The sequence below is a fragment of the Streptomyces sp. NPDC051913 genome (genome assembly GCF_044593635.1).
In the GTDB taxonomy this organism is placed as follows: domain Bacteria; phylum Actinomycetota; class Actinomycetes; order Streptomycetales; family Streptomycetaceae; genus Streptomyces.
The window spans coordinates 303002-328093 of record NZ_JBIUCI010000004.1; the positions used below are offsets into that span (position 1 = coordinate 303002).

General features: G+C 69.8%; 14 protein-coding genes. 7 read left to right on the plus strand and 7 right to left on the minus strand.

The window, feature by feature from the left end; translation table 11 throughout:
* The first annotated feature begins 199 nt into the window (after positions 1–199).
* From ACIHIX_RS13970 to ACIHIX_RS13985, 4 genes are read left to right on the plus strand one after another with little or no spacing between them, the layout of a single operon-like run.
* Positions 200–1522, plus strand: coding sequence for an ABC transporter substrate-binding protein (locus ACIHIX_RS13970; protein WP_399954494.1), 1323 nt, complete (start codon positions 200–202; stop codon positions 1520–1522).
* A 40-nt stretch (positions 1523–1562) separates the two neighbouring features.
* Positions 1563–2531, plus strand: a complete 969-nt coding sequence (locus ACIHIX_RS13975; protein ID WP_399954497.1) for a carbohydrate ABC transporter permease — start codon at positions 1563–1565, stop codon at positions 2529–2531.
* A 38-nt stretch (positions 2532–2569) separates the two neighbouring features.
* Positions 2570–3388 carry a carbohydrate ABC transporter permease gene (locus ACIHIX_RS13980; protein WP_399954500.1) on the plus strand — a complete coding sequence of 273 codons (819 nt, stop codon included), beginning with the start codon at positions 2570–2572 and terminating at the stop codon, positions 3386–3388.
* A 4-nt stretch (positions 3389–3392) separates the two neighbouring features.
* On the plus strand, positions 3393–5279 hold the full coding sequence (locus tag ACIHIX_RS13985) for a glycoside hydrolase family 127 protein (RefSeq protein WP_399954503.1): 1887 nt from the start codon (positions 3393–3395) through the stop codon (positions 5277–5279).
* On the opposite strand, the gene ACIHIX_RS13990 is transcribed toward ACIHIX_RS13985, so the two are convergent.
* From ACIHIX_RS13990 to ACIHIX_RS14005, 4 genes are all read right to left on the minus strand, one after another.
* Positions 5276–8473 carry an RICIN domain-containing protein gene (locus ACIHIX_RS13990; protein WP_399954506.1) on the minus strand — a complete coding sequence of 1066 codons (3198 nt, stop codon included), beginning with the start codon at positions 8471–8473 and terminating at the stop codon, positions 5276–5278. The genes ACIHIX_RS13985 and ACIHIX_RS13990 overlap by 4 nt on opposite strands.
* 116 nt (positions 8474–8589) lie before the next feature.
* A complete protein-coding gene (gene fxsT / locus ACIHIX_RS13995; protein ID WP_399954509.1) occupies positions 8590–12792 on the minus strand; it encodes an FxSxx-COOH system tetratricopeptide repeat protein in 4203 nt (1400 codons plus the stop codon).
* Positions 12789–13892 carry an AAA family ATPase gene (locus ACIHIX_RS14000; RefSeq protein WP_399954512.1) on the minus strand — a complete coding sequence of 368 codons (1104 nt, stop codon included), beginning with the start codon at positions 13890–13892 and terminating at the stop codon, positions 12789–12791. The genes fxsT and ACIHIX_RS14000 overlap by 4 nt, the downstream gene beginning before the upstream one ends.
* 26 nt (positions 13893–13918) lie before the next feature.
* Complete coding sequence (locus ACIHIX_RS14005) at positions 13919–15637, minus strand: DUF4062 domain-containing protein (RefSeq protein ID WP_399954515.1); 1719 nt, start codon at positions 15635–15637, stop codon at positions 13919–13921.
* Positions 15638–15850: 213 nt separating this feature from the next.
* On the opposite strand from ACIHIX_RS14005, the gene ACIHIX_RS14010 reads away from it, so the two are divergent.
* Both ACIHIX_RS14010 and ACIHIX_RS14015 read left to right on the plus strand, forming a co-directional pair.
* Positions 15851–17911: a discoidin domain-containing protein gene (locus tag ACIHIX_RS14010; protein ID WP_399954518.1), complete on the plus strand. Its 2061-nt coding sequence runs from the start codon at positions 15851–15853 to the stop codon at positions 17909–17911.
* Positions 17912–17933: 22 nt separating this feature from the next.
* Positions 17934–18527: a TetR/AcrR family transcriptional regulator gene (locus ACIHIX_RS14015; RefSeq protein ID WP_399954521.1), complete on the plus strand. Its 594-nt coding sequence runs from the start codon at positions 17934–17936 to the stop codon at positions 18525–18527.
* On the opposite strand, the gene ACIHIX_RS14020 is transcribed toward ACIHIX_RS14015, so the two are convergent.
* Both ACIHIX_RS14020 and ACIHIX_RS14025 read right to left on the minus strand, forming a co-directional pair.
* A complete protein-coding gene (locus ACIHIX_RS14020) occupies positions 18524–19894 on the minus strand; it encodes a Tat pathway signal sequence domain protein (protein WP_399954524.1) in 1371 nt (456 codons plus the stop codon). The genes ACIHIX_RS14015 and ACIHIX_RS14020 overlap by 4 nt on opposite strands.
* A gap of 180 nt (positions 19895–20074) precedes the next feature.
* Positions 20075–21526 carry a glyceraldehyde-3-phosphate dehydrogenase gene (locus ACIHIX_RS14025; RefSeq protein WP_399955588.1) on the minus strand — a complete coding sequence of 484 codons (1452 nt, stop codon included), beginning with the start codon at positions 21524–21526 and terminating at the stop codon, positions 20075–20077.
* Positions 21527–21770: 244 nt separating this feature from the next.
* On the opposite strand from ACIHIX_RS14025, the gene gndA reads away from it, so the two are divergent.
* A complete protein-coding gene (gene gndA, locus ACIHIX_RS14030) occupies positions 21771–23213 on the plus strand; it encodes an NADP-dependent phosphogluconate dehydrogenase (RefSeq protein ID WP_399954527.1) in 1443 nt (480 codons plus the stop codon).
* A 171-nt stretch (positions 23214–23384) separates the two neighbouring features.
* On the opposite strand, the gene ACIHIX_RS14035 is transcribed toward gndA, so the two are convergent.
* Positions 23385–25040 (minus strand): acyltransferase, encoded by a 1656-nt coding sequence (locus ACIHIX_RS14035; RefSeq protein WP_399954530.1) that lies wholly within the window; start codon positions 25038–25040, stop codon positions 23385–23387.
* Between the last annotated feature and the right edge of the window lie 52 nt (positions 25041–25092).

A 25092-nucleotide genomic window follows, 5' to 3' on the forward strand; every position in this document is an offset into this window, starting at 1 on the left:
CCTGTCTCACGTCGCGTCCCTAAACCGTACGCGAGATGTTTCGGTCCACACCCGAAACTCTTCTCCTGTACAGGTTATTGAGGGGACCCGAAACTCTTCTCGTGCACGGGGGATTGACGGGTATTCACCTCGGCTCTAGCTTGACGAAAGCCTTTTCGGCTCGTTTCTTCCCGGTGCGCGTTCACGGAGGGAGATCGTCATGGGGAGCCCGACTGGATCGCGCGGCCCTGTCCGCCGCCTCGTCACCACGGCCGCCGCCTTGCTGACCGTGGCCGGCCTGGTCACCGCCTGCGGATCAGGGGACGACGGCAAGGACGACGGCGGTGGGGGCGGCGGCTCCGCCACACAGGTGAACGGCGTCGACGACGGCGCCACCCTCACGATGTGGACCCGCGCGGCGACCCGTCCGCAGAGCGAGGCGCTGGTCAAGGCGTACAACGACAGCCACAAGAACACGATCGAACTCACCGTCGTCCCCACCGACGACTACCAGGCCAAGGTGGGTGCCGCGGCCGGCTCCCGCGACCTGCCCGACCTTTTCGCCTCGGACGTCGTGTTCGTGCCGAACTACACCTCCAGCGGCCTCTTCGCCGACCTCACGGACCGCATCGACAAGCTGCCCTTCGCCGACAGCCTCGCCCAGTCGCACATCAAGGCCGGGACGTACGAGGGCAAGAAGTACGTCGTCCCGCACACCCTCGATCTGTCGGTGCTGTTCTACAACAAGGACCTGTACCGCAAGGCGAAGCTCGACCCCGAGAAGCCGCCCACCACCCTCGCCGAATGGGACGAGCAGGCACGGGCCGTGGACGCGCTGGGCGGCGGAGTCGACGGTACCTTCTTCGGCGGCAACTGCGGCGGCTGCGGTGTCTTCACCTGGTGGCCGTCCATCTGGGCCGCCGGACAGGACGTCCTCGACAAGGACGGCACCGCCGCGACCCTCGACTCGCCCACCGCGCAGAAGGTGTACGACACCTATCGCGGCTGGGTCGAGGACGACATCGTCGCCCCCGGCGCCCGCGACGAGACCGGCGCGACCTGGACCGGCGTCTTCCCCAAGGGCAAGGTCGGCGTGATGCCCATGCCGTCCACCACCCTCGGCCTGATGCCCAAGGACCTGGACCTCGGCGTGGCGCCGATCCCCGGACCCGACGGCGGCAAGGCCACCTTCGTCGGCGGGGACTCCATCGGCGTCGCCGCCACCAGCAAGAAGGCCGACCAGGCCTGGAACTTCCTCGCCTGGTCCGTCGGCGACAAGGCACAGGTCGACGTGGTCGCCGCACACAAGGACGTGGTGGCGCGCACCGACCTCGCCTCCAACGAGTACTCCGCCGCCGACCCCCGCCTGGTCACCATCAACCAGCTCGTCGCCGACGGGCACACGCCGTACGCCCTGAAGTTCGGCCAGACCTTCAACGACCCCAACGGGCCCTGGCTGACGCTGATGCGCGACGCCGTCTTCGGCGACGGGGCGAACGTGAAGAAGGACAACGAGGCGGTCAGCGCCTCACTGGCCGACTGAGCGGGCACCTTTGACGGGCTTGCCGACCGACAGGAGAGCCATGCAGGTGAAGGCGCCCGACCGTACGGCCGCCGACCACCGGGCCGGGCCCGAAGAGCGCCCGGCCCGCCGATCCCGTACGACCCGACCCCTGTGGCGCTCCCGCCGCACGCTCCAGGGGATCGGATACGCGGCCCCGACCGCCGTCTACGTCGCCGTCTTCTTCGTCCTGCCCCTGCTCCTGGTCGGCCAGATGTCCCTGCACGACTGGCCGTTGATAGCCGGCGACCGGGGCCGCAACGCCCCCGAGAACTTCACGGACGTCACCGACAGCACCCTGTTCTGGCCGGCCGTCCGCTTCACGCTCCTCTACACCGCGATCGTCACCGTCGTCCTCCTCGGACTCGCCCTCCTGCTCGCCCTGCTGGTTCAGGAGTCCCGCCCCGGCGCCGGATTCCTCCGCACCATCTACTTCCTGCCCGGCGCCCTCGGCCTGGCCTCCGCCTCCCTCCTCTTCTGGGGCCTCTACAGCCCCACCACCGGCCCCCTCAGCCGCGCCCTGGAGAAACTCGGCCTGGTCGACGACCCGGTGTCCTTCCTCGGCACCCCGACCTCCGCGCTGCTGTCCACGGTGTTCCTGGTCGTCTGGAAGTTCGCCGGCTTCTACATGCTGATCCTGCTGGTCGGCCTGCAACGCATCCCGCACGAGCTGTACGAGGCCGCGCGCATGGACGGAGCGAGCCGCGGCCAGATCTTCCGCCGCATCACGCTGCCGCTCCTCCGCCCCTCCCTCGCGCTGTCGTTGCTGCTGTGCGTGACCGGATCGCTGCTGGCCTTCGACCAGTTCTTCGTCCTCACCAAGGGCGGACCCGACAACAGCACTGTCACCATCGTGCAGTTGATCTACCGCGAGGCGTTCCAGCGGCTGAACCTCGGTACCGCCGCGGCCCTGTCGATCCTCGTCCTCGCCGCACTGCTGCTGCTCAACGCCGCCCAGTTCCGCGGTCTGCACCGCGCCGACGAGTCATGAGGACGGACACGAGGACGGACATGAGGAGGGACTCCACCATGCGCACCACGCTCGGCCGCACCCCCTATTACGTAGTCGCCGGAGGCCTGGCCGTCATCTTCCTGTTCCCCCTGCTGTGGAACACCTGGGCCTCGGTCAGCGAACAGCCCGGCACCGCACAGGACTCCGGCTACGGTCTCGGCAACTACCGCACCCTGCTGGACTACGACGCCGGACTCGGGCAGTACCTTCTCAACAGCACCGTCGTCTCGGGCCTCACCGTCGCCCTGACCCTCGGCGTCTCCCTGCTCGGCGGTTACGCCTTCGCCCGCTTCCGATTCCCGGGCAGGAACACGCTGTTCCTGCTGACGCTGGCCATCCTCATGGTTCCCTACGCCACCCTCCTCATCCCGCTCTACGTACTCCTCGGCCGGCTCCACCTCCAGAACTCACTGATCGGGCTGAGCCTGGTCCTCGCCATGTTCCAACTCCCCTTCGCCACCTTCATGATGCGGATCTCCTTCGAGGCGGTCCCCCGTGAACTGGAGGAATCGGCGCTGGTGGACGGCTGCGGCACGATGGGCGCGCTGCGCCGGGTGCTGCTCCCGGCGGTACGTCCCGGGCTGATCACCGTCGGCCTGTTCGCGTTCCTCGCCGCGTGGAACGACTTCATCGCGCCCCTGATCCTCATCTCCGACAGTGAGAAGGCGCCCCTGCCGCTCGCCGTCGCGAACCTGCGCCAGCAGAGCATGGGCGCGGTCGACTACGGGGCCACCGAGGCGGGCGTGGTGGTCCTCGCCGTGCCCTGCCTCCTCGTGTTCCTGCTCTTGCAACGGCACTACGTACGAGGCTTCATGTCCGGTGCGCTGAAGGGATGATGGGGTGAAGGAGAACACCACGGGGTCATCGGTACTGCCGGTGGCACCGACCCGGGGACGGCTGCGGCCCCTCGGCCTCGACGAGGTCAGGATCACCGGCGGCTTCTGGGCCCGGCGCCGACACGTGAACGCCACCGCCACCCTCGACCACTGCCGTGACTGGGAGGAACGCGTCGGCTGGACCGGCAACTTCAAGGCCGCCGTCGAGGGCCGCATCCCACACGACCGCCGGGGACGGGAGTTCGCCGACTCCGACGTCTACAAGCTCCTCGAAGCCATCGCCTGGGAACGGGCACACCCCGCAGACCCGGCCCTCGAAGAGGCCATCGCCGCCGCCCAGGAACCCGACGGCTATCTCAACACCGCCTACGGCCGCCCCGGCCAGCAGCCGCGCTACAGCGACCTCGAATGGGGCCACGAGCTGTACTGCTACGGCCACTTGATCCAGGCGGGCGTGGCCCAGGCACGGGCCCGCGGCGAGGCCGAACTGGCGAAGACCGCCCGCCGGGCCGCCGACCACGTGTGCGCGATGTTCGGTGAGGGCGGCATCGAGAGCGTCTGCGGCCACCCGGTGATCGAGACGGCCCTGGTCGAACTCGCCCGCCTCACGGGGGAGCAGCGCTACCTCGGCCAGGCGGCCCTTTTCATCGCCCGCCGCGGCCAAGGCGCCCTCGCCGACGGCGAGTTCGGCCGCGCCTACTACCAGGACGACATCCCCGTACGGGACGCCACGGTCCTGCGCGGCCACGTCGTACGCGCCCTCTACCTCGCCTCCGGAGCGGTCGACGTGGCGGTGGAGACCGGCGACGCGGAGCTGCTCGCGGCGGTCGTACGCCAATGGGAGACCACCGTCGCCCGCCGCACCTACCTCACCGGCGGCATGGGCTCCCACCACCGCGACGAGTCCTTCGGCGACGACTTCGTCCTCCCACCCGACCGCGCCTACTCGGAGACCTGCGCCGGCGTGGCCTCCGTGATGCTCAGCTGGCGCCTGCTCCTCGCCACCGGCGAGCCCCGCTTCGCCGACCTCGCCGAACGCACCCTCTTCAACGTCATCGCCGCCTCCCCGTCCGAGGACGGCCGGTCCTTCTTCTACGCCAACACCCTCCACCGACGCCGCCGCGGCACCGTCCCCGCCCCGGACACGGACAGCCCGCGCGCCGAATCGAGCCTGCGCGCACCCTGGTTCGCGGTGTCCTGCTGCCCGACCAACGTGGCCCGGACCCTGGCGGTGCTGCCCGCCTACCTGGCGACGACGGACGACTCGGGCCTTCAACTGCACCAGTACGCCGACGCGGAGATCACCACGGGCGGCGTCGCGCTGCGGATCGACACCGACTACCCGTACGACGGCCGGGTGACGATCCGGATCGACCGCACCCCGGCCCACCCGTGGACGCTGTCCCTGCGCGTCCCCGCGTGGGCGGAGGGCACCCAGACCTGGCTGACCGCCCCGGACGCCACCCGCGAAACCGTGGGGCCGGGCACGGCGGAGATCACCCGTGTCTTCCGCCCTGGCGACGAGATCGTTCTCGAACTCCCGGTCCGAGCGCACTGGTTGGCGCCCGACCCACGCGTCGACGCGATCCGCGGCACGGCCGCCGTCCAGCGCGGACCGCTGGTGTACTGCGCCGAGTCCGTGGACCTGCCCGGCGACCATGAGGTCGACGCGATACGGGTGGACCGGTCCGCCGCCCCGGAGGAAGGCGAGGACGGGTCCGTGACGGTAGGGGGCGAGCTGACCACACCCCCCGACACACCCTGGCCGTACCGCCCGCAAGGCAGCACCCGGCCGGCCGGTGACCCCACCCGCATCGTGCTGGTCCCGTACCACTCCTGGGCGAACCGGGGCCCCTCGACGATGCGGGTGTGGCTGCCGACGCGCGATTAACGTCGTACGAGCTCGATCCGGTACGTCGTCGTACGCGACCCGTCCTCACTGGTCACGGTGGCGAGGGCGAGGTACCGGCGGTTCTCGTGACTCCGCTCGACCGTGACACGCGCGTACGGATCGCGAGCCGTCACGGTCACCGCGGCCTGCGCGGGATCGTCCGTCACCACCCGGTAGCCGGTCGTACCCGGATCGAAGGAGGCGACCGGCACCCCGCCGACCTCGATCGACGAGGCGGCGGCGTCCGAGGAGACGCCCGGGGCCTCGGCGTACACCTCGACCTCGCTCATGGTGATGTAGCCGCCGGAGCGAGCGGTCATCACCAGCCGCACGCCGGTGACCGGCCCGTCGGCGCGGAGCGGCACCTCGACCACCGGGGTGCCCTCGGTCCCCACGGAGATCTCGTCGCTCGCGTCGGTCCATGTGCCGTCAGCTGCGCCGCGCACCTGAGCCTTCAGGCTCGCGGGGAAGGAGATGTTGCCGCCGTCCTTGTAGAAGTGGGCCACGACGCGGTCGAGATCGCGTGGGTCCGGCAGGGCGAAGGTGATCGTGTCGGACGGGTTCTTGGTGCCCGACCTCCAGTTGGACCAGGCCTTGTCGGTCGTGTCGCCGTTGCGCAGCCGTTCGGCGGAGTACCCGCTCTCGGTGTACGTGGCCGCCACGGCAACCCCGTCGTCCGCCGCGATGTCGGTGGCCACGGGCTCGGTCACCTGGACGCGGACGGTCGCCTCGGTGCTGCCGCCGCCGACGATCCGCGCGGTGCCGTGGAGGGTGACGACGCCGGTGGAGTCGTACGCCCCTTCGGGTGCCGCCTCCCAGGAGACCGGGAGGTCGGTCCGGCCGCCGTGGGCGCCGACGCCGACGACGGTGTCCGGGAGTTGCGGGCTGCCGCCGACGTAGGTCTTCGCGCGGCCGGGCAGGGTGGAGGCGATGGTGTCGACGGTGACGACGGCCTTCGCCGGGATCTGCCCCCCGAGGGGATCGGTGGCGGTACCGGTGACCCGCACGGTGCCGGGCTTGCGCCAGGCCCGCTCGGCGGGAACGTCCCACACCACCGGGAGCGATCCACGGCTGCCGTCCCGGTAGACGGGCGTCACCGTCCCCGGAAGTTCGGGAGCCAGCCCGGGCACGGTGAACACCTGCGCCTTCTCGGTGCGCAGCACGGTCTCGTCGCTGACGGACCACCGCTGGTTCGCCGCCGAAGTGGGCGTGTACGTCGAGACCTTGGCACCGTCGGCCGTCGACTGCCCGGTGACGTCGAGGAGTCGGCCGGTGGCGGCGTTGACGAAGGTCCAGGTGCCGTCGCCGGTGGTGGACATGATCCATTGGGTGGCGGTGTCACTGTCGTCCTCGGAGGGCTCTTCGAGAACAGCTTGGTCGTCCCGCACGGCGAGTTGCCTGCCGGTCGTCGCGCTGGTGAGGGCGTAGCGGGTGCGGTTGCCGGCGCCGGGTGTCAACTTCGCGGCCCGCCAGAGCTGTTCGGCACTGCCCGCATCGGTAGTACGGAGCACGACGCCGCTCCCGTCGTCGGACGGGCTGAGCGACTTGCCGCTCTGGGTGCCCTGGAGCCGGTAGACGTGGTCGGGCTGGACGAGCGCGGCGTCCTCGGCGACCCCGCTGACGCCGTCGACCAGGAAGGAGGTGACGGACTTGGCGGGGACGGTGAGAGTGGCGGAGCGGCCGGTGACGCGGACGGGGTCGCCTTGGACGAGGGCGCCGTCGGTGCTGGTGACGACGGGTGTGACGGTGGCTCCCGGCTTGACCTTGCCGAAGCGGGACAGATCGAGGGTCACGGTACGGGCGGTCGTACCGCTGTTGATGTGCACGACGGTCGCGGACCGTCCGGACTTGGCGACGGCGGCGACGCTGGAGGTGTCGTCGACCTTGACGAAGTGGTCGCCGGGCCGGATGTAGTGGGTGAAGTTGCGGATCGTGTGGAACTTGGAGTTGGCCTGGATGGGGCAGGTCCGGAGCGTGTCGTCGGCGGTGCAGTTGAACGGGACGTGGATGCTGCCCCAGTTCTTCCCGGCGGCGGCCTGCGGTATCGCGTCTTCGATCGGCTGCCAGAACACCCAGGCGGAGGGCTCCAGTTCACGCATGTCGTCCACCATGCGGGTCGCGATGCCGAGACCTGGCTCCATGCTGGTGAAGTCGGTGCCGGTGCCCCAGGTGCCCTCGACCTCGCTCATCCAGAGTGGCTTGTCCGACCCCTTGGCGATGTCACGGGCGCTGGTGCGCTGACCGGTCCCGTAGGTGTGGACGTTGAGCTGATCGACGGCGGCGCGGGCGGCGGTGTCGTACGCGTTCCAGTTGGTGGTGAAGATGCCGGGGTTGGTCTCGTCCATGGCCGACACACGGGCGTCGGTGTCCGCCCCTTCGAGAGCCTTGTCGAGGGCGAGGACGACCTTCTGCTGGAGGGCGGGCCCGGCGTGTGCGCCTTCCTGCCGACCGCCGGTGGGCTGGTCGTCCGTCCCCAACTGGGTTCCCCAGTAGGAGGTGTTGGGCTCATTGAGGGGGTCGATGGTGTCGAATTTGATGCCGTGTTCCTGCTCGATGCGATCGGCGACGCGGACGAGGTAGGTGGCGAAGTCGTCGACGGTGTCGGTGCGGATCTGGTCGGTGCCGGCGTTGAATCCACCGGAGACGTATCCGCTCACCGTCTGGAACCACGGAGGGGAGTTGCTGAACGCCTCCCATGTGGTGACCTTGTCCTTGATCTGGTCGACCCACCAGCGCTGATTCGCGTCGGCGTCCCAGTCCCACTGCTCGGGATCATCCGGGTTCCACCAGTCCATGTCCTTCTGCGTGGTGCCCTCGGGCGCCTTCCAGAAGCCTTCCATCGTGGCGCCGGTCTTCATGTAGTCCTTGCGGACGTCCGGGGCGTTGCCGCCGCCGATGTTGTAGCGCGCGATGTTGAGGTTCAGCCCGTCCTCCCCGAACAGCATGTCGACGAGCTGTCTTCGGATGGGCTCCGGGTAGCCGCCGGTGGCGTTGGCGAACCAGACGAGGCTGGTGCCCCAGCCTTCGAAGGGCTGTTGTTGGTAGGAGGGGTCGATGTGGACGGTGACCGAGGGGAGGGGCTGGGCCTCGGCCTCGGCTGAGGCGGGGGTGGGGGTGGTGAGGAGGGCGGTGGCGAGTGCGAGAGGGATTGCGGGGGCCAGCGCTCGGACGGTGCGGCGTCGACGAGGGGGCATGGAACTCCCTTCCGGGGCACGGGGCACGGGGAGACACAGAATCGACCAGAAGCGATCAGTCTCCAAGCATGCTTCGCGACGGAAGTGAACACGTCAAGGCAGTGGCCGGGCTTGGATCAACGGCGGGGCTTGCGGGAGGAGTTGCGTTTGTCCCGGGAGTCGAGGAGCCTCTGGGCTTTGTGGGGCATGCCCATCGCCTGGTACGTGGTGGCAAGGTCGCGGAGGATGACCCCGGTGAGCGGATGGTCGGCGCCGAGTAAGCGGCGGCTGCGACGAAGGGCGTCCTCGAGGAGCCTGACAGCTTCGTGATGACGATTGCCGAGGCGGTTCAGGATGACAGCCAGGGCGTGTGCCGCTTCGAGCGTCGCCGGGTGGTCGTGGCCCAGGGCGAGGCGGAGTCTGTCCAAGTTGTGCGCGGCCAGCTGTCGTGCCTCTGTCTGTTCGCCGAGTTCGCTCACCGCAATGGCGAGAGCGGTGGTGACGGCGAGGGTGCTCGGGTGGTCGTCACCCAGGATGCGACGCCGACGTTCAAGTACGTCCTGGGCCAGCAGGCGGGCCTGATGGGGTTCTCGAAGGGAGCTGAAGGTGACGGCCAGGCTGTATGCCGAGCTGAGCGTGTCGGGGTGGTCTTCGCCCAGGACACGACGCTGCCGCGCAAGGACGTCTTCGAGTAGACGGCGTGCGTCCTCGGGCTCGTTGAGAGCGACGAGCGTGACGGCCAGGCTGTTCAAGGCCGCGAGGGTGACGGGGTCGTCCTCGCCGAGAACCCGCCGGCTTCGCTGGAGAACGTCCTCGTACAGGCGGCGTGCCTCCTCGTAGTCACCGAGGTGGTCAAGGGCTTCAGCCAGGTTGTTCATGCTGGCGATGGTGTCGGGATGGTCATCGCCGAGGACGCGGCGCCGACGTTCGACGACGTCCCGGGCCAGTTGATGCGCGTCGGCGTACACACCCATGTCCGCCTCCGCCTCGGCGCGGGAGGCGGCCCATTCCAGAGTGTGGGGGTGATCCGCCCCGTAGCGGTCGATCCACAGTTCGTGGAACTGCGCGCTCATACGGTAGGCCTCCTGGAGCCGACCGCTGCGTAGCAGATAGCGGACCGAACCGAGCAGCGTCTGGCCCAGGTTGAGCTGGTCGGAGACGCCGTCGGGGCGCGGCCGCCCAAGTAGGTGTGCAGTCAGCTCTGACCACTGTGGCCAGAACTCGGGGAGGTCGGGGTCCCCGGGCGTAGCTGCCCCCAAGGTGGAAGTGACGTCCTCGTGCAGTGCGGCTGCCCGTGCCGGTTCCACGCGGTCCCGTAGGACGGCTTGCGTCAGACGATGGATCTGGATGCGCTCCTGGTCGACGCGGGCCAGGCCATAGCGCACGAGAGGCGTCAGGGCAGCGCTCGGCCAGGTGACGTCGGCGCGGAAGGGCCCGCGCGTGACCTCCAACCAGGCCAACGGAATCGGATCGGGGCCGAAAAACGCACCCAGCGTGAGCAGGTCGACGGAGTCGGGATGGTCGAGGGCCAGGCGTTCGGTGGCGCTGTCCACCGAAGCCGCGAAGGTAGCGGGATAGCCGGGAGTCTCACCGAGCCGCAGCAGCTCAGCAGCGTTGTGCAAGAGGCGGGCGCGGTAGGTGTCGACGGTCATGCCGCTGGCCACCACGCCGACAGCCTGGGTGAGCGCCAGTGGCAGGTCACCCAGATCGTCGGCCAAGGCGTTCGCCTCCGTGTTGCGGACACCAGGCAGCTGGCTCTTCAGATAGCGCATGGAGTCGGTGCGGGAGAAGGTGTCCAGAGCGACGCTGCGAGCAACACGACGCCAGGAGGGGCTGCGGGACGTGATGAGGATGTGGCCGGGTCCTTCGGGCAGCCAGGTCGGCAAGGCCGAGGGGTCGTCGGCGTTGTCCAGCACGATGAGCCACCGGTCGTGCGTGCGCAGGTGATCCAATGCGCGTCTGGCGTTCGCCTCGGTCCCCGCGTACGGACGGGTGATACCCAGGCGCTCTGCCAACTCCGCGTATCCTGCGGGCACTCGATCGGCCTGTTCGGCGTCGATCCACCAGACGATGTCGTACTGGCCGGCGAAACGATGGGCGTACTCCACAGCGATCTGGGTCTTGCCCACCCCGCCCAAGCCGTGCAGGACCTGAATGGCGGCCCGGTGGTCGGCCAGCAGAGCCTCACGTACATGCCTGAGTACGTCGTCGCGGCCGACGAAGTCGGGATTGCGTTGTCGCACGTTCCAGACCTGGGGCGCCTCTGTGTCGCTCGGGAGCCTGGGGGCCGTCGGGCGACCTGGCCCCGGTGCGCCGGGGAACCGAGGCGGATCCGTCGGCCTCGGCGGGCCCGTGATGGCCTCCAACAGGACTTCGCGGGCCTCCGACTCCTCCAGACCATGGAGTTCTCTGCGCAGGCGGGTGGCCAGCGATGTCGGGATGTCGTCGGCCAGCAGCGGTTCGATCGCCAGCGGAACGAGGCGGTCGTGCCCGGCGAGCGCCATCTCTTTCTGCGTCCAGCGCCCAGGTTGGAAGTAGGCCCTTGAGAACAGCGCCACGACCTTGCTCGCACGCTCGAGTCCGTCCTGCATCCGGCGCACGAAGTCGTCCCCGACCCGCCAGTTCCAGACGTCGAGTTCGATCGCGAACCCCGCCGCTTCCAGTTGCCATGCCACCCATTCGGCCCAGGGGCGGTCCGGTCCGGCGTAGCTGATGTAGACGAGTTCCCGGGTGTCAGTCTCGGCGACCGGCTCTTCCTCCGTTTCCGGAGCAGCGGCGACCGTCGTACCCATGCGCGCAAGATCCGTCCGAGAGGCCCTCGCATACGCCTCCCCCTCCGCCACCACCGTCACGCCCGGCCCCGCCGGACCGGCCACCGCACCCCGCACGCTGCGCGGGCTCCCGAAACGAGGCCGCAGGTAAGCGGTGACCTGAGTCCGGACGAGCTCCCGAACCGCCTCGACCTCATCCCGGTACTGTGCGCCGAGCAGCGCCTCGCGAACACCCGCCTGGAACTCGAACCGCAGCTCCCCAACCACGGAAGACTCCGGCATACGGCGCAGAAGTCCCCCGAGGAACACCTCGGCCAGATCCCCACGCGACGCATCCTCCAGCATCGCCCGCTGCACCAGCCGAGCCAACGGAACGGTCACCGGCGAGTGCGCGGACAGCAGTCCCGCCAGCTTCCAGGCCCGCGGAGACGCGGTGACGCGGAACCGCCGGATCGTCTCCGCCGCCCCCGCCGGTACCACGGAACGCCGAGGCGCACCCCGACCCACCCCCGGCACGAACAGCGCGGCCGACTTCGTCCACCGGCCACTGCCGGAAGTCATCTCCGCCCAGGCGCGCAAGGACCGTGGTTCGAGGTCCACCACCGGCACGGGGATGCCCGTCGAGCCGGGGTTGTTCGGCACCAGAAATTCTGTCCGCCAGCGGCTGTTGGGCAGCCCCGGCTGCGGAATGTGGATGCGGGCAGGTGCGGGTGCCAACCCGACGCGGCTCCACAACTCCGCCGGGAGCAGATGAGCGAGGGCCACCTGGGAGTGCCGGGCCCAGTCGGCCAGCAGCCGGTGCGCCGCGCCGGTGCGCCACATCGCCCCGGCCGTGTCGCTGAGGACGACGATGAGCTGGGCGCCCGCCGGATCGACGACCTCCCTAGGATGCCGGGCGGGACGGCTGGCGGCGGGATGCGGGCGCAGCTCTACGGTGGTGCCGTCGGTTGAGGGCACCAAGTTCCAGCGCCGCAGGTTACGGAAGGCCCCCAGGCGCGCCACTTCGTGCTGGAGCTCGTGGATCTCGTCCTGCCACAGGCTCATGGAGGGACCGGAGTCGACCACGAGCGCCAGGCTGAGCCACCGCGCTGGTTCGGGGCGCAGAACAGGGAGCAGGATGTCCTCGTCCACCAGCCGCGCCACGGTGGCCTCTTCGTCGAGCTCGAAGGCTGTCCGGGACGGGACCTTGCGGGCGAGCGGCTTCAACGCCCTGGTCAGCGCCAGGGTGTGGGGGAGTGAGCCCGCGGCCGGGACCTGCACCGGCGTGCCACCGGGCACGGCGGAGTCCTCGTCGTGGTCGCCGCCCGGGACGTGGATGTCCACGAACTCCTCGTCCGCGGGCACGACTTCATAGTCCGGCCCGGACTCCGCATCCGCTGGCGTGTGCTCGGCGGCTCCCTCGGGCGAGGAGCCGGCCGCGGTCCCCCCGTCCGTGCCGTCGCCCGCGCCCGCGGGCACCCGACCCTGCGGCAGCACCCGCTGCGCAAGCCACAGGATGTCCGCCAGTTCCTCGGGCGTCGGGTCCTCCACCCCGCCCTGAGCCAGCAGTGACAACAGGTCGGAGATCACTGCGCGTCGGGTCCGCTCAGCCGGTGCATGGTCGCCTCGGCCAGCCGGTCGAGGTCCTCGGGCGCGGTCCAGGCCCCGGCGAGGCGGAGCTGGACGGCGTTCAGGAGCTGATCGGTGGCCAATTCACCGGTGTTGCGCCGCTTGAGGAAGGTGTCGATGACACCGCCCTCGGCCCGTGCCGCGTCGGCGGCGTCGTGACCGATCCGGCGTACGAGGATGCGGTGGAGCTTGTCCTCGTTGGGCAACGGCAGGTTGAGCCGGATGCAGCGGCGCAGGAACGCGGGCGGGAACTCACGCTCGCCGTTGCTGGTGAGGACCACGATCGGGAACGCGTGGCAGCGCACCCTGCCGTTCGTGATCCGGGCCGGGCCCGACTGGTCGTCGGTGCCGACGGACACCTGCGGCGAGGCATCCGACATGCGCACGAGCTCCGGGATGTCGAAGCTTCCCTCGTCCAGTACGGTCAGCAGGTCGCCCGGCAGATCGATGTCGCCCTTGTCGATCTCGTCGATGAGCAGGACACGCGGGCGCGCCGTGGGTACGAACGCCGTTCCCAGCGGCCCGAGTTGGAGATACCGGCCGATGCCCGAGGCGCCCTCCTCACCCGGTTCCCGCTCGATCCTGCGGAGCCGCGCGCCCTCCAGCCGCCGTAGCCGTGAGCCGTCCAGCCGCCGACGTCCAGGGCCCGACAACCGTCGCAGGTTCGCGTCCTCCAGGCGGCGCAGCGCGTCGTACCGGTACAGCCCGTCCCGCAGCGTGGTTCGACTGGTGACGGTCCAGCGGAGCACCGGACCGAGCCCCAGATCCTCGGCGATGCTGTGCGCGAGCGTCGACTTGCCGACCCCGGGCACGCCGGTGACCAGCAGCGGGCGGCGCAGCAGGAGCGCGGTGTTGACGAGGTCGATCTCCGGGGCGTCGGCGATGTAACCGGCGCCTCGCTCCTCGTCGGCCCCGCTCAGTGCGGGAACCGTGTAGTCCTCGTCGATCTCGCCGTCGAACACACGCCAGTCCGGCCGGTGCCGGGCGAGCCGGTCCAGCCGCTCCGTGGCCGGGCCGTCGCCCTTGTAGATCCACCAGTCGTTCACGGAACCTCCGGTCATGGGCGTTTCACGTGCGGGGCGGGCCATCAGACGAAGCTCGCGTCGGAGTAGGGCATGTTCTTCAGGGGGTGGTTCGGATCGTCCCAGAGGAGGACGAGTCCGGGATCGCCGTCACTTCGGCGCAAGGTCCGTATCGATTGCGGCAGTTGTCTGACGTGCTCGGTGCTCTCGAGGGTCAGCAGCTCCGGCAGAGTCCTCGCTCCGAAGTGGCCGGTCCGCCGCCACACGATGACGGGCATGCCGAGGTGGAGCGCGGCGCGCCGGGCTGGTCCGGCCTCCTCCGCCGCGATCGCCACGCAGGCGGGATGGTGCTCCCACTGCTCCCAGTTGTCGCGATGCGTGCTCAGCCGGCCGAGTTCCTCGGCGTCGAGCCAGTGGGCGGCCGGCTTGTCCTCCCGCGCATCCGGATCGTTGAGCCACTCCCAACGGGCCCACCACAGATCGTGGAAGTGCGCGATGTTGTTCCGGGCCTCGGGGCAGCTGACCACCACGTCGAACCGCGCGCCCAGCTTCCACGGCTCGTCCACGCCGAGCTTGCACAGCCACTGGTCGAAATCGGTCTCCAACAACGTCTCGCTGACCGCGAATTCGATGCCCTTGAGCTCCAGAGGTCGGCGGTAACCGGTCTCCTCGCCGCGCAGAGCCTGGGCGTGGCGCTGAAGGTCGCCCAGGCACTGCTCCATGAGGTCGGGCATGCTGTCCAGCGGGACGCGGAGGCATCCGGAGGTGCCCTCGTGAGGGTGCACCCGCTTCCATTGCGAGGGGTCGGACGGTGAGTAGAGCGAGATGTCGACGAACACCTGGTCCGGATCCTGAGGATCCCGATCGAGCTGTACGAACAGCGCGACTTCGAAGGCGGTGAGGTTCGGCACCCGCGGCAGTTCGCCGAGTCCGAAACGTTCCCGGACCTCACGCACCCAAGCACGCAACGCCCCCGCACGTCTGGCGCCTTGGAGCACCCCGCCGGTCCTGAACCCTGCCGCGAGAGCGTGCGCGAATGCCACGACCTTCGGCATCGCGGCGCCGGCCTGCTCGCGCGCGTCCAGGTCGCGCGCCCAGTCGTAGAGATCCTCGGCGGGCGGCGGGAACGGCGCGGCCGCCCCAGCCGCGTCTCCTTGTACGCCGAAGGACCATCGGTATGCCTTCTCGGCCCAGACAGGCGGAATCGTCCCGCGCAGCTGGTCTTCGAGCCCTCGCCAGGCCTGTGCGTCCAAGGTCGCGGGTGTCCGTGGGGTGTCGTCCGCCACAGGCTCCGGAGCAAGGGCCAAGAGCGCGTGCAGCAGCTTCTCTCTGAGGTCTTGCGGGCTGCTGATCTCCTTCAGCATGAGTCCGTTGTCGCGAAGCAGTTCCTTTCTGAACTCTTCCTGTCGGTTCCCGTGTTCGCACCTGAACGCGCTCCACGGCAGCCTCAGCTCCTGGCTCTCTTCCGAGAGCAGGAACACAAGGCGCGGTATCCCGAGCTTCGTGGCCTCGCGGAACTCCAGCTGGGTGTAGGAGAGATGCTCCTCGTCGCGCACCGTCGACCCGTAGCGAAAGCCGATGATGCCGACATAGACGTCGGACTCGCCCACCTTCTCGCGGCAGGCCTGGGCGGGCTTCTCGTCGCGAGCGGGGAAGTACGCCATGTCCATACAGGCGTCCTGAGCCGAGCTGACGGCCTTCTCCGCCGCCGCGACATACGACAGATCGCCCGGATGCAACCGCAACTCCGAGGTATGACTGAGAAACACCAGCCGCCTGGTCACGCACCCACCCCGTAGTCAACGCCCCACCTGAACAGCCCCGTTCACCAGGGTAACCACTGATCGAGACCTATGTGTACGAGATGTGCCCGCCCGCGCATCAGGTCAACTGTCCCGGACCCTTGACTCATAACTCGCCAGTAGCGATCCTCGTCCCACAGATTGCGCCGGTCATGACAAAGATGCGTGGCCGCCGCCGACCGAGGGACGTGGGTCATGACCAAGCCTCGACGCCCGTACGGCAGACGCAAACACGTCACCGTCGTGTCGCTCCTCCTCCTCGCACTCGCCGTGATCCTCGGCCCCACCCCGAGTTCGGCGGCGGCGAGCGACTGGTGGAACCCCACCGCACGCCCCGCGCCCGACTCGCAGATCAACATCACCGGCGAGCCCTTCACCGGGACCAACTCCGCCGGTGAGGTACGCGGGTTCGTCGACGCCCACAACCACCTCTTCTCCAACGAGGCCTTCGGCGGGCGGCTCATCTGCGGCAAGGTCTTCTCCACGCAGGGCGTCGCCGACGCGCTCAAGGACTGTCCCGAGCACTACCCCGACGGCACCCTCGCGATCTTCGACTACATCACCCACGGCGGGGACGGCCGGCACGACCCGGTCGGCTGGCCGACGTTCAAGGACTGGCCGGCGTACGACTCGATGACGCACCAGGCCAACTACTACGCCTGGATCGAGCGCGCCTGGCGCGGCGGACAGCGGGTGCTCGTCAACGACCTCGTCACCAACGGCGTGATCTGCTCGGTCTACCCCTTCAAGGACCGCAGTTGCGACGAGATGACCTCGATCCGGCTTCAGGCGAAGCTGACGTACCAGCTCCAGGACTACATCGACGCGATGTACGGCGGCACCGGAAAGGGCTGGTTCCGGATCGTCACCGACACCGCGCAGGCCCGCCAGGTGATCAAGGAGGGCAAGCTCGCCGTCATCCTCGGCGTCGAGACCTCCGAGCCCTTCGGTTGCAAGCAGATCCTCGACATCCCGCAGTGCAGCAAGGCGGACATCGACAAGGGCCTCGACGAGCTCCACGACCTCGGTGTGCGCAGCATGTTCCTGTGCCACAAGTTCGACAACGCGCTGTGCGGCGTCCGGTTCGACGAGGGCGGGCTCGGAACCGCCATCAACGTCGGGCAGTTCCTGTCCACCGGCACCTTCTGGAAGACCGAGAAGTGCACCGGCCCCCAGCACGACAACCCCATCGGCACCGCCGCCTCCGCCGCGGAGGCCGATCTGCCCGCGGGCACCGAGGTGCCGACGTACGACGACGACGCGCAGTGCAACGTCCGCGGCCTCACCGACCTCGGTGAGTACGCCGTGAAGGGCATGATGCAGCGCAAGATGATGCTCGAGATCGACCATATGAGCGTCAAGGCCACCGGCCAGGCCCTCGACCTGTTCGAGGCCGCCGACTACCCCGGCGTGCTCTCCTCGCACAGCTGGATGGACCTCAACTGGACCGAACGCGTCTACTCCCTCGGCGGGTTCGTCGCCCAGTACATGCACGGCTCCGAGGGCTTCGTCGCCGAGGCCGCGCGCACCGACGCGCTGCGCGAGAAGTACGGCGTCGGCTACGGCTTCGGCACCGACTTCAACGGCGTCGGCGACCATCCCGGGCCGCGCGGCGCGAACACCTCCAACCCGGTGAAGTACCCGTTCAAGAGCGTCGACGGCGGCTCCGTCATCGACAAGCAGACGACCGGCCAACGCACCTTCGACTACAACACCGACGGTGGTGCCCATGTCGGCATGATCCCCGACTGGATCGAGGACATCCGGCAGGTCGGGGGACAGGACGTCGTCAATGACCTCTTCCGGGGCGCCGAGTCCTACCTCGACACCTGGGGTGCCACCGAGCAGCACCAGGCCGGCGTGAACCTGGCCAAGGGGCGGACCGCCACGGCCAGTTCCTCGGAGTCGAACCCGTTCACCAGCTACCAGCCGGGACGGGCCGTCGACGGGGACGACGGCACCCGCTGGGCCAGCGACTGGAGCGACGACCAGTCGTGGCAGGTGGACCTGGGCGCCACCCACCTGGTCTCCCGCGTCACGCTCGACTGGGAGCGGGCGTACGGCAAGTCGTACCGGATCGAACTGTCCACCGACGGCACGAACTGGCAGACCGCCTGGTCCACCACCTCGGGAGACGGCGGCCTGGACACGGCGAAGTTCACCGGAACCCCGGCCCGTTACGTCCGCGTCCACGGACTCGACCGCGGCACCGACTGGGGTTACTCGCTCTACGAGGTCGGCGTCCACAGCGCCTGATACGACGACGGGGGACGCGCACATGGCACGCATGCCGTCGGCACAACGGCGTCGGCAGCTCACCGAGGCGGCGATCCGGGCGATGGCCCGGGACGGCGTGGCCCGGACCACGACCCGGTCCATCGCCGCCGAGGCGGGCGTCTCCCTCAGCGTCTTCCACTACTGCTTCGACTCCAAGCAGGAACTGGTCGAGTCGGTCATCACGACCATCACCGACCACTACGTGGGCATAGTGAAGGAGGCCCTGAAACCCAGGGCCTCCCTGGAGGAGACGGTCCGGGCCGGCTTCCAGGCGTACTGGGACCATGTGCGCGCCCACCCCGACGAGCACATGCTCACCTACGAACTCACCCAGTACGCCCTACGACAGCCCGGGTTCGAGCATCTGGCGCGACGCCAGTACGCGCTCTACGGCGAGCTCTACACCGACATCATCGAGCAGCTGTCCACCACCATGGGCTTCCGACTCCGCATCCCGGTCCCGGCGTTGGCCCGCTATCTCGCCGCCATGACCGACGGCCTCACCCTCAACTACCTGGTCCTCGGTGACGAGGACGCCTGGACCGACATCCTCGACACCGTCACCGCCCATATCGCCGGGCTGGTCTCCGCCTAGGCGCGCAGCGGGTTCGTCCCGGTCGCCGCCAGCAGGTACCAGGCGGTCGCGCCCGTGTGCCGGTACGGGTAGTAGCCGAACCCGAAACCGGTGTCGAGCGGACTGCTCGCCGAGACGACACCGGACCCGGCGGCGACCGGAGCGCCGCCCAACGTCTGCCCCACGCCCAGTAGTTCCTGCGCCCGCTCGATCGCGGCAATCAGGCTCCGGGCGCGCTTCTCGTCCCCGGCCGCACCGCGGTCGCGCAAGGCGAGGGCCAGGTGGGCCGTGCCCTCGAACCACACCCCGTTGCGGTCCGGTTTGGGCTGACCGGAGGCGATCGGGGCGTCCTCGTTCGCCAGCAGACTGGCGGAGCTGAACGTCACTCCCTCGTACGACTGGCCTGCGGGCACCGTGCTGTTGGGGCGGTCGGCCGAGTCCAGGACGGCGAGTTCGCGCGCGGCCCAGTCCAACGACCGCGAATACCGAGGTGTGTTGAGGGCCAGGTGCGTCCAGGTCTGGGTGTCCTCGGGGATCGGCGACCTGTTGACCGTCACACCGTCGTTGGTGCCGGTGTAGAAGAAGCCGCCGTCCGGCTCCCACATCCGGGCCACGAACTCCCGGGCCACCGCTCGCCGTTCCCGCCACACCCGGTCCCCGGTAAGCCGCGCCAACTGCCCGAAGAGGCCGACCAGATCGGTGTTGTGCTCGGTGGAGGTGAACGGCAGCTTCGCGTTCGCCCCGTCGACCCCGAACTTGAAGCCGCCGAGCGGTTCGTCGGTCCGGCCGGTCCGGTCGATCCACTCGCCGATCCTGACCGCGCCCGTCAGGAACCGACGTCGACCCGTGCGGCGGGCGAGCGCGGCCAGCGCGATCCCGGCCCAGGCCATGTCACCCACGGCCGTGCCGGTGAAGCCGAACTGCCACCCCATGTTGGCCTTGCCGTCCGCCCGGACGAACCCGTCCGGCTGCCGGGTGCCGTCGTAGAAGGTGTACGGCCCCACGTTGTACGCCTGCCGGAGCCGGCCGTCGTCGTGCTCGGGGTCGTTGGCCTGTGCGTACAGGAGCGCGTCGCCGAGCACCGTGGCCCGCGCCGTGCCCCCGTTCGTCCGGCCCGCGAGGAGCGCCAGGACCGTCAGTGCGTTGTCGTAGGTGAACGCCGTGCTGAACAGGCCGGCTTGATCGGTGTAGCTCTGCGCCAGCCGGATCGTGCCCTGCTCCGGATAGGCGTCCATGGCGGCGGCGAGAAAGGCCTGCGCCTGGTGCCGGGCGGCGCCGGGGCTCCGCGCCGCCGCTCCCGCCGTACCGCCCCCGCCCACGGTGAGGGCAACCGCACCCACACCGAGTCCGGTCCCGATGAGTGCGCGACGGCTGAGCGTGCCGGTCATGGGTCTCCTCGCATTTTTGAGAGCGCTCTCAGGTGATGCGCGCTCATTCTGCTGTCACCTCCCGTTCCGGTCAACGTATGTGCCCAGCAGGGAAGTTGATCCACACGAAAGCGGCCCCAGAAATCCTGGAGCCGCTTCGTGAGCAACGCGAAGAACGCGGCGAACGCGAGGGAACGTGGATCAGACCGCCGTCGACGGGAACGTCGGGTATTCCACCCCGGAGACGTGCTGGACGACCCGGATCACCTGGCAGGAGTAGCCGAACTCGTTGTCGTACCAGAGGTAGAGGATCGCGTTGTCGCCGTCGACCTTCGTCGCGCCGGCGTCGACGATCGACGCGTGGCGCGAGCCGACGAAGTCCATGGAGACGGCGTCGGGGGCGGTGGTGAAGTCGATCTGGCGCTTCAGCGGCGAGTTCAGCGAGACGTCGCGCAGGTAGCCGAGGACCTCCTCGCGGGTGGTCTCGCGGCCCAGCCGCAGGCTGAGGATGGCGATCGAGACGTCCGGCACCGGGACCCGGATCGAGCTGCCGGTGATCGGGGCCTTGAGGTCGGGCAGCGCCTTGGCGACGGCCGACGCGGCGCCCGTCTCCGTGATCACCATGTTGAGCGGCGCGGAACGGCCACGGCGGTCGGCCTTGTGGTAGTTGTCCAGCAGGTTCTGGTCGTTGGTGAACGAGTGGACCGTCTCGACGTGGCCCCGCAGCACGCCGTACTCGTCGTCCATCGCCTTCAGCGGCGGCACGATCGCGTTGGTCGTGCAGGACGCGCAGGACAGGATCTGCTCGTCCGGCTTGACGGTGTCGTGGTTGACGCCGTGCACGATGTTCGGGACGTCACCCTTGCCGGGCGCCGTGAGGACGACCTTGTCGATGCCGGGACGCAGGTGCTGCGAGAGGCCCTCGCGGTCGCGCCACTTGCCCGTGTTGTCGATGAGGATCGCGTTCTTGATGCCGTACGCCGTGTAGTCGACCTCGGACGGGTCGTTCGCGTAGATCACCTTGATCGCGTTGCCGTTGGCGGTGATCGTGTCGGTCGCCTCGTCGACGGTGATCGTGCCCTGGAACTGGCCGTGGATCGAGTCGCGGCGCAGCAGCGAGGCGCGCTTCACGAGATCCTCGGAGGCCCGGCCGCCGCCGCGGACGACGATGGCGCGCAGCCGCAGACCGTTGCCCGAGCCCGACTTCTCGATCAGCAGCCGGGCGACGAGCCGGCCGATGCGGCCGAAGCCGTACAGGACGACGTCGCGGCCCTCGCCGCGCTCGATCTTGTTGGCGCCGGTGGCACCGGCGACGGCCTCGGCGGTGAAGGCCTCGACCGTCAGGCCGCGGTCGTCGGCCCGGTGGGTCGCGGCGAGCATGCCGATGTCGATCTGGGACGGGCCGAGGTCCAGGGTGGTGAGCGCCTGGAGGAACGGCAGCGTCTCGGTGACCGACAGCTCCTCGCCGGCGATCTGCCGGGCGAAGCGGTGGGTCTTGAGGATGCTGACCACCGACTTGTTCACCAGGGAGCGGCTGTGCAGCAGGACGGTGACGTCCCGCTCGCGGTGCAGCTTCCCGATGATCGGGATCATCGACTCCGCGATCTCCTCACGGGTCTTCCAGTTGGTGAACGAGTCCTCGTTGACAGTCACAAGATCCATCTTTCGAGCTAGGCAGCGCTCATATGTTAACCACATCCATGTTTGACCCTTCGAACGGGGTGGGGTCGAAGGCCGCGCCCCGGCCGCCGGGACCCACCTGCGCAGATCGAGGGGGCCGCGAGCGGCCGACGGTTTCCTGGGACGGCATCGAGAAGAACCGGCCTTCCGCCCGTACCTGCCGTCACAGGGCCGCGCGCCCCGCCAGAGAACGCCACCGATCCAAGGGACGGACCTCATGAACGCAAGCGCATCCATCGGCGTCACCGGACTGGGCGTGATGGGCCGCAACCTGGCGCGGAACTTCGCCCGCCATGGGGCCGCGGTCGCCGTCCACAACCGTTCGGCCGGGCGGACGCGCACGCTGGTCGAGGAGTTCGGGCACGAGGGCACGTTCGTGGCGGCCGGGTCGGCCGAGGAGTTCGTCGCCGCCCTCGAACGCCCCCGGAAGCTGATCATCATGGTGCAGGCGGGCCCGGCCACCGACGCGGTCATCGAGGAGTTCGTGCCGCTCCTCGAACCCGGCGACATCGTCGTCGACGGCGGCAACGCCCACTTCGCCGACACCCGCCGCCGCGAGGCCGCGCTGCGCGAGCGCGGCCTGCACTTCGTCGGCACCGGCATCTCCGGCGGCGAGGAGGGCGCGCTCAACGGCCCCTCCGTGATGGTCGGCGGGTCCACGGAGTCGTACGCCGTACTCGGCCCCCTCTTCGAGAACATCAGCGCGCACGTCGACGGCGAGCCCTGCGCCGCGCATATCGGGACGGACGGCGCCGGGCACTTCGTGAAGATGGTCCACAACGGCATCGAGTACGCCGACATGCAGCTCATCGCCGAGGCCTACGACCTGCTGCGCCAGGTCGCGGGATACACCCCGGCCGAGATCGCGGAGATCTTCCGCCGCTGGAACGAGGGCCGGCTCGGCTCCTACCTGATCGAGATCACTGCCGACGTCCTCGCCCACACCGACCAGGCGACCGGCGCGCCCTTCATCGACGTCGTGGCGGACGCCGCGGGCCAGAAGGGCACGGGCCGTTGGACGGTACAGACCGCCCTCGACCTCGCCTCCCCGGTCACCGCGGTGGCCCAGGCCACCTTCGCCCGAGCCGCCTCCGGACAGAGCGACCTGCGCGCCGCGTACCGGGGCCTCCCCGGCGGCACCACCCCGCCGCTCAGCCGCACCGAGGCCGAGCGCTTCACCTCCCAGGTGGAACACGCGCTGTACGCCTCCAAGGTCATCGCCTACGACCAGGGCTGGACGATGATCCAGGACGCGGCCGCCGAGTACGGCTGGAAGATCGACCTCGGCACCGTCGCCCGCATCTGGCGAGGCGGCTGCATCATCCGGGCCGCCTTCCTCGACCGCATCCGCGCCGCGTACGCCACGGACCGGGACCTGGTCAGCCTGCTCGGCGAGATGGAGTTCGCCATGGAGATCACCGACGCGCAGGTCCCCTGGCGCGAGACGGTCGCCTCCGCCGCCCGCCGGGGCATCCCCGTCCCGGCCATCTCCGCCGCCCTCGCCCACTACGACACCCTGCGCGCCGAACGCCTCCCCGCGGCCCTCCTCCAGGGCCAGCGCGACTACTTCGGCGCCCACACCTACGCCCGCGTGGACCGCCCCGGCACGTTCCACACCCACTGGTCCACCCCGGGCCGCCCGGAGACGCCGACGTCCTGAGACAACGGTTCCTGTCGAGGCCGGGCGGGGGTGGTGTGCGGCTGGGCCTGTGGGGGCGTCCATGCAGGGGGTGGGGTGGCTGGACCCGCCTGGCCTGTGCCGGCCGCGTGCGCTTCACTGCGGGCCGCTGCGGGGCCACGCTTCGCCCACCGGCGCAGCGCCGAGCACCGCTCACCTCGCCCGCGCCGCCTCCGGCCGGTGCACTCCGAGTGGGCGGTAGCCCAGTTCCGGCGAGCGGCCCGCCAGGTCGGCGAGGTACCAGATGATCGCCAGCCACATCTCGGTGCCCTGGAGGCCCGGGGACGTGCCGGGGCCGAAGGCGAAGCCCTCGCCGGACCGCCAGCGGGGGAGCGTGGCCGACAGCTGTCGCTCCGCCCAGGCGCGGATCTCGCCCGCACGGTATCCGTCGCCACCGGCACCCGCCCCCGACTGACGACCGCACAACCACAGTGGATGGGCGACGTCCAGCACGTTGCAGGCGTTCTCCTGCCCGGCGCCGAAGTACCGGACGTCCCGGGCGTGGTCCAGTACGGCGTCCACCACCCGTTCCGGATGCGGCACCGGCACCCCGTACTGGGCGAACGAGCCGCGGGTCAGCCGGTAGTAGCCGTTGACGACCTGCAACCGCCCTTCCCGCGCGGACGGTTCGCCCCACATGCCGGACCACGGATCCGCCCGCGTCAGCAACCAGCCGAACAGCGCCTCGACGGAGCCCGGCTCCGGAGCGCCGTTCCAGTGGGCGGCCGTCGCCCATGCGTCGATCCAGGCGCCGGCCTCCCACGCCCCCGACCGCCACGGCAACGCCTCAAGCCGCGCCACGAGTTGACGTGCCGTCATGTCCCGTACCCCACGCACCGGATGAGGGAAGGAGGAGCCCAGCAGATCGAGCGCGTAGCCGACGGACAGGACGTGATAGAGCGCCGGGCCCTCTCCTGTGAACCCGTCCGTCTCCGCCACCGGGGCCGGATCGCCCCACTCCGGCACCAGACCGCTCACCGCGTCCTGCGCCGAGGCGAGTCGCTCGATGTGCGCGTCGGCGGTCAACTGCCCCGGCACGGCCCCCAGCAGCAGGTCGGCGATCTCCACGGCGTCGCAGTGCGCCCGCACGGTCGCCTGCGCACCGGGCCGGTCCACATACCGTTCTCCGTCCCAGCACCGGGCGAGGATCTCGGCGGCCTGGGTCCGAGCCATATCGGCGAAACCCCGGAGAGGGAGCGGGTCCTTGTCGGCGCGCCCCCGCCCCGCCGCTCCCCGCCCGCCGTCCCGCCGATCCCGCAGCGCCCGCGCCGGATTCCCGGCCGCCACCGTCCACGGCGGCAGATCCCGGGTGACCACCGACCCCGCGCCGATGACACAGTGGTCCCCGATGGTGACGCCGTCCACCACGACCACGTGCGAGCCGATCCACACGTCGTCCCCGACCGTGATCCCCCGGCTGGAGAGCGGCTGGCGGAAGACCGGCCGGTCGGGGGCCATCAGGTGGTTGAAGCCGAGCAGCGAGGTGTGCGCGCCGACGCGTACCCCAGCCCCGAGGGCGACTGTTCCCCGCACGGTGGTGAACGGGTTCAGCGTGCAGTCGGCGCCGGTCGTCAACTCCCCGGTCACGTAGGCGTGCGCGGCGATGTACGAGTCGTCGCCGAGCCGCAGCCGGTCAGGGAACACCGCGGCGGACCCGGCGACGAAACACCGCTCGCCGATCTCGCTGTCCCCGTCGATCTCCGCCTGCCGCTCGCGCTGCGCCGCACGCTGTTCCTCGGACGCCTCCTCGGCGAACAGCCACGGGCAGTGGTCGAAATGCCGGTCGGACGGCTGGTGTGAGTGAGCCATGACCAGAACAGTAAGCGCTTACATCAGGCGTGGGGAGGGAGCTGGGGAGCGA

Bases quoted from the DNA above. Each gene is read 5' to 3' on its own strand.
- gndA (WP_399954527.1), top strand. From the start codon at position 21,771: ATGAACGCAAGCGCATCCATCGGCGTCACCGGACTGGGCGTGATGGGC.
- ACIHIX_RS14035 (WP_399954530.1), bottom strand. From the start codon at position 25,040: ATGGCTCACTCACACCAGCCGTCCGACCGGCATTTCGACCACTGCCCG.
- ACIHIX_RS14020 (WP_399954524.1), bottom strand. From the start codon at position 19,894: ATGACCGGCACGCTCAGCCGTCGCGCACTCATCGGGACCGGACTCGGT.
- ACIHIX_RS13990 (WP_399954506.1), bottom strand. From the start codon at position 8,473: ATGCCCCCTCGTCGACGCCGCACCGTCCGAGCGCTGGCCCCCGCAATC.
- ACIHIX_RS13980 (WP_399954500.1), top strand. From the start codon at position 2,570: ATGCGCACCACGCTCGGCCGCACCCCCTATTACGTAGTCGCCGGAGGC.
- ACIHIX_RS14010 (WP_399954518.1), top strand. From the start codon at position 15,851: ATGACCAAGCCTCGACGCCCGTACGGCAGACGCAAACACGTCACCGTC.
- ACIHIX_RS14015 (WP_399954521.1), top strand. From the start codon at position 17,934: ATGGCACGCATGCCGTCGGCACAACGGCGTCGGCAGCTCACCGAGGCG.
- ACIHIX_RS13970 (WP_399954494.1), top strand. From the start codon at position 200: ATGGGGAGCCCGACTGGATCGCGCGGCCCTGTCCGCCGCCTCGTCACC.
- ACIHIX_RS14000 (WP_399954512.1), bottom strand. From the start codon at position 13,892: ATGACCGGAGGTTCCGTGAACGACTGGTGGATCTACAAGGGCGACGGC.
- ACIHIX_RS13975 (WP_399954497.1), top strand. From the start codon at position 1,563: ATGCAGGTGAAGGCGCCCGACCGTACGGCCGCCGACCACCGGGCCGGG.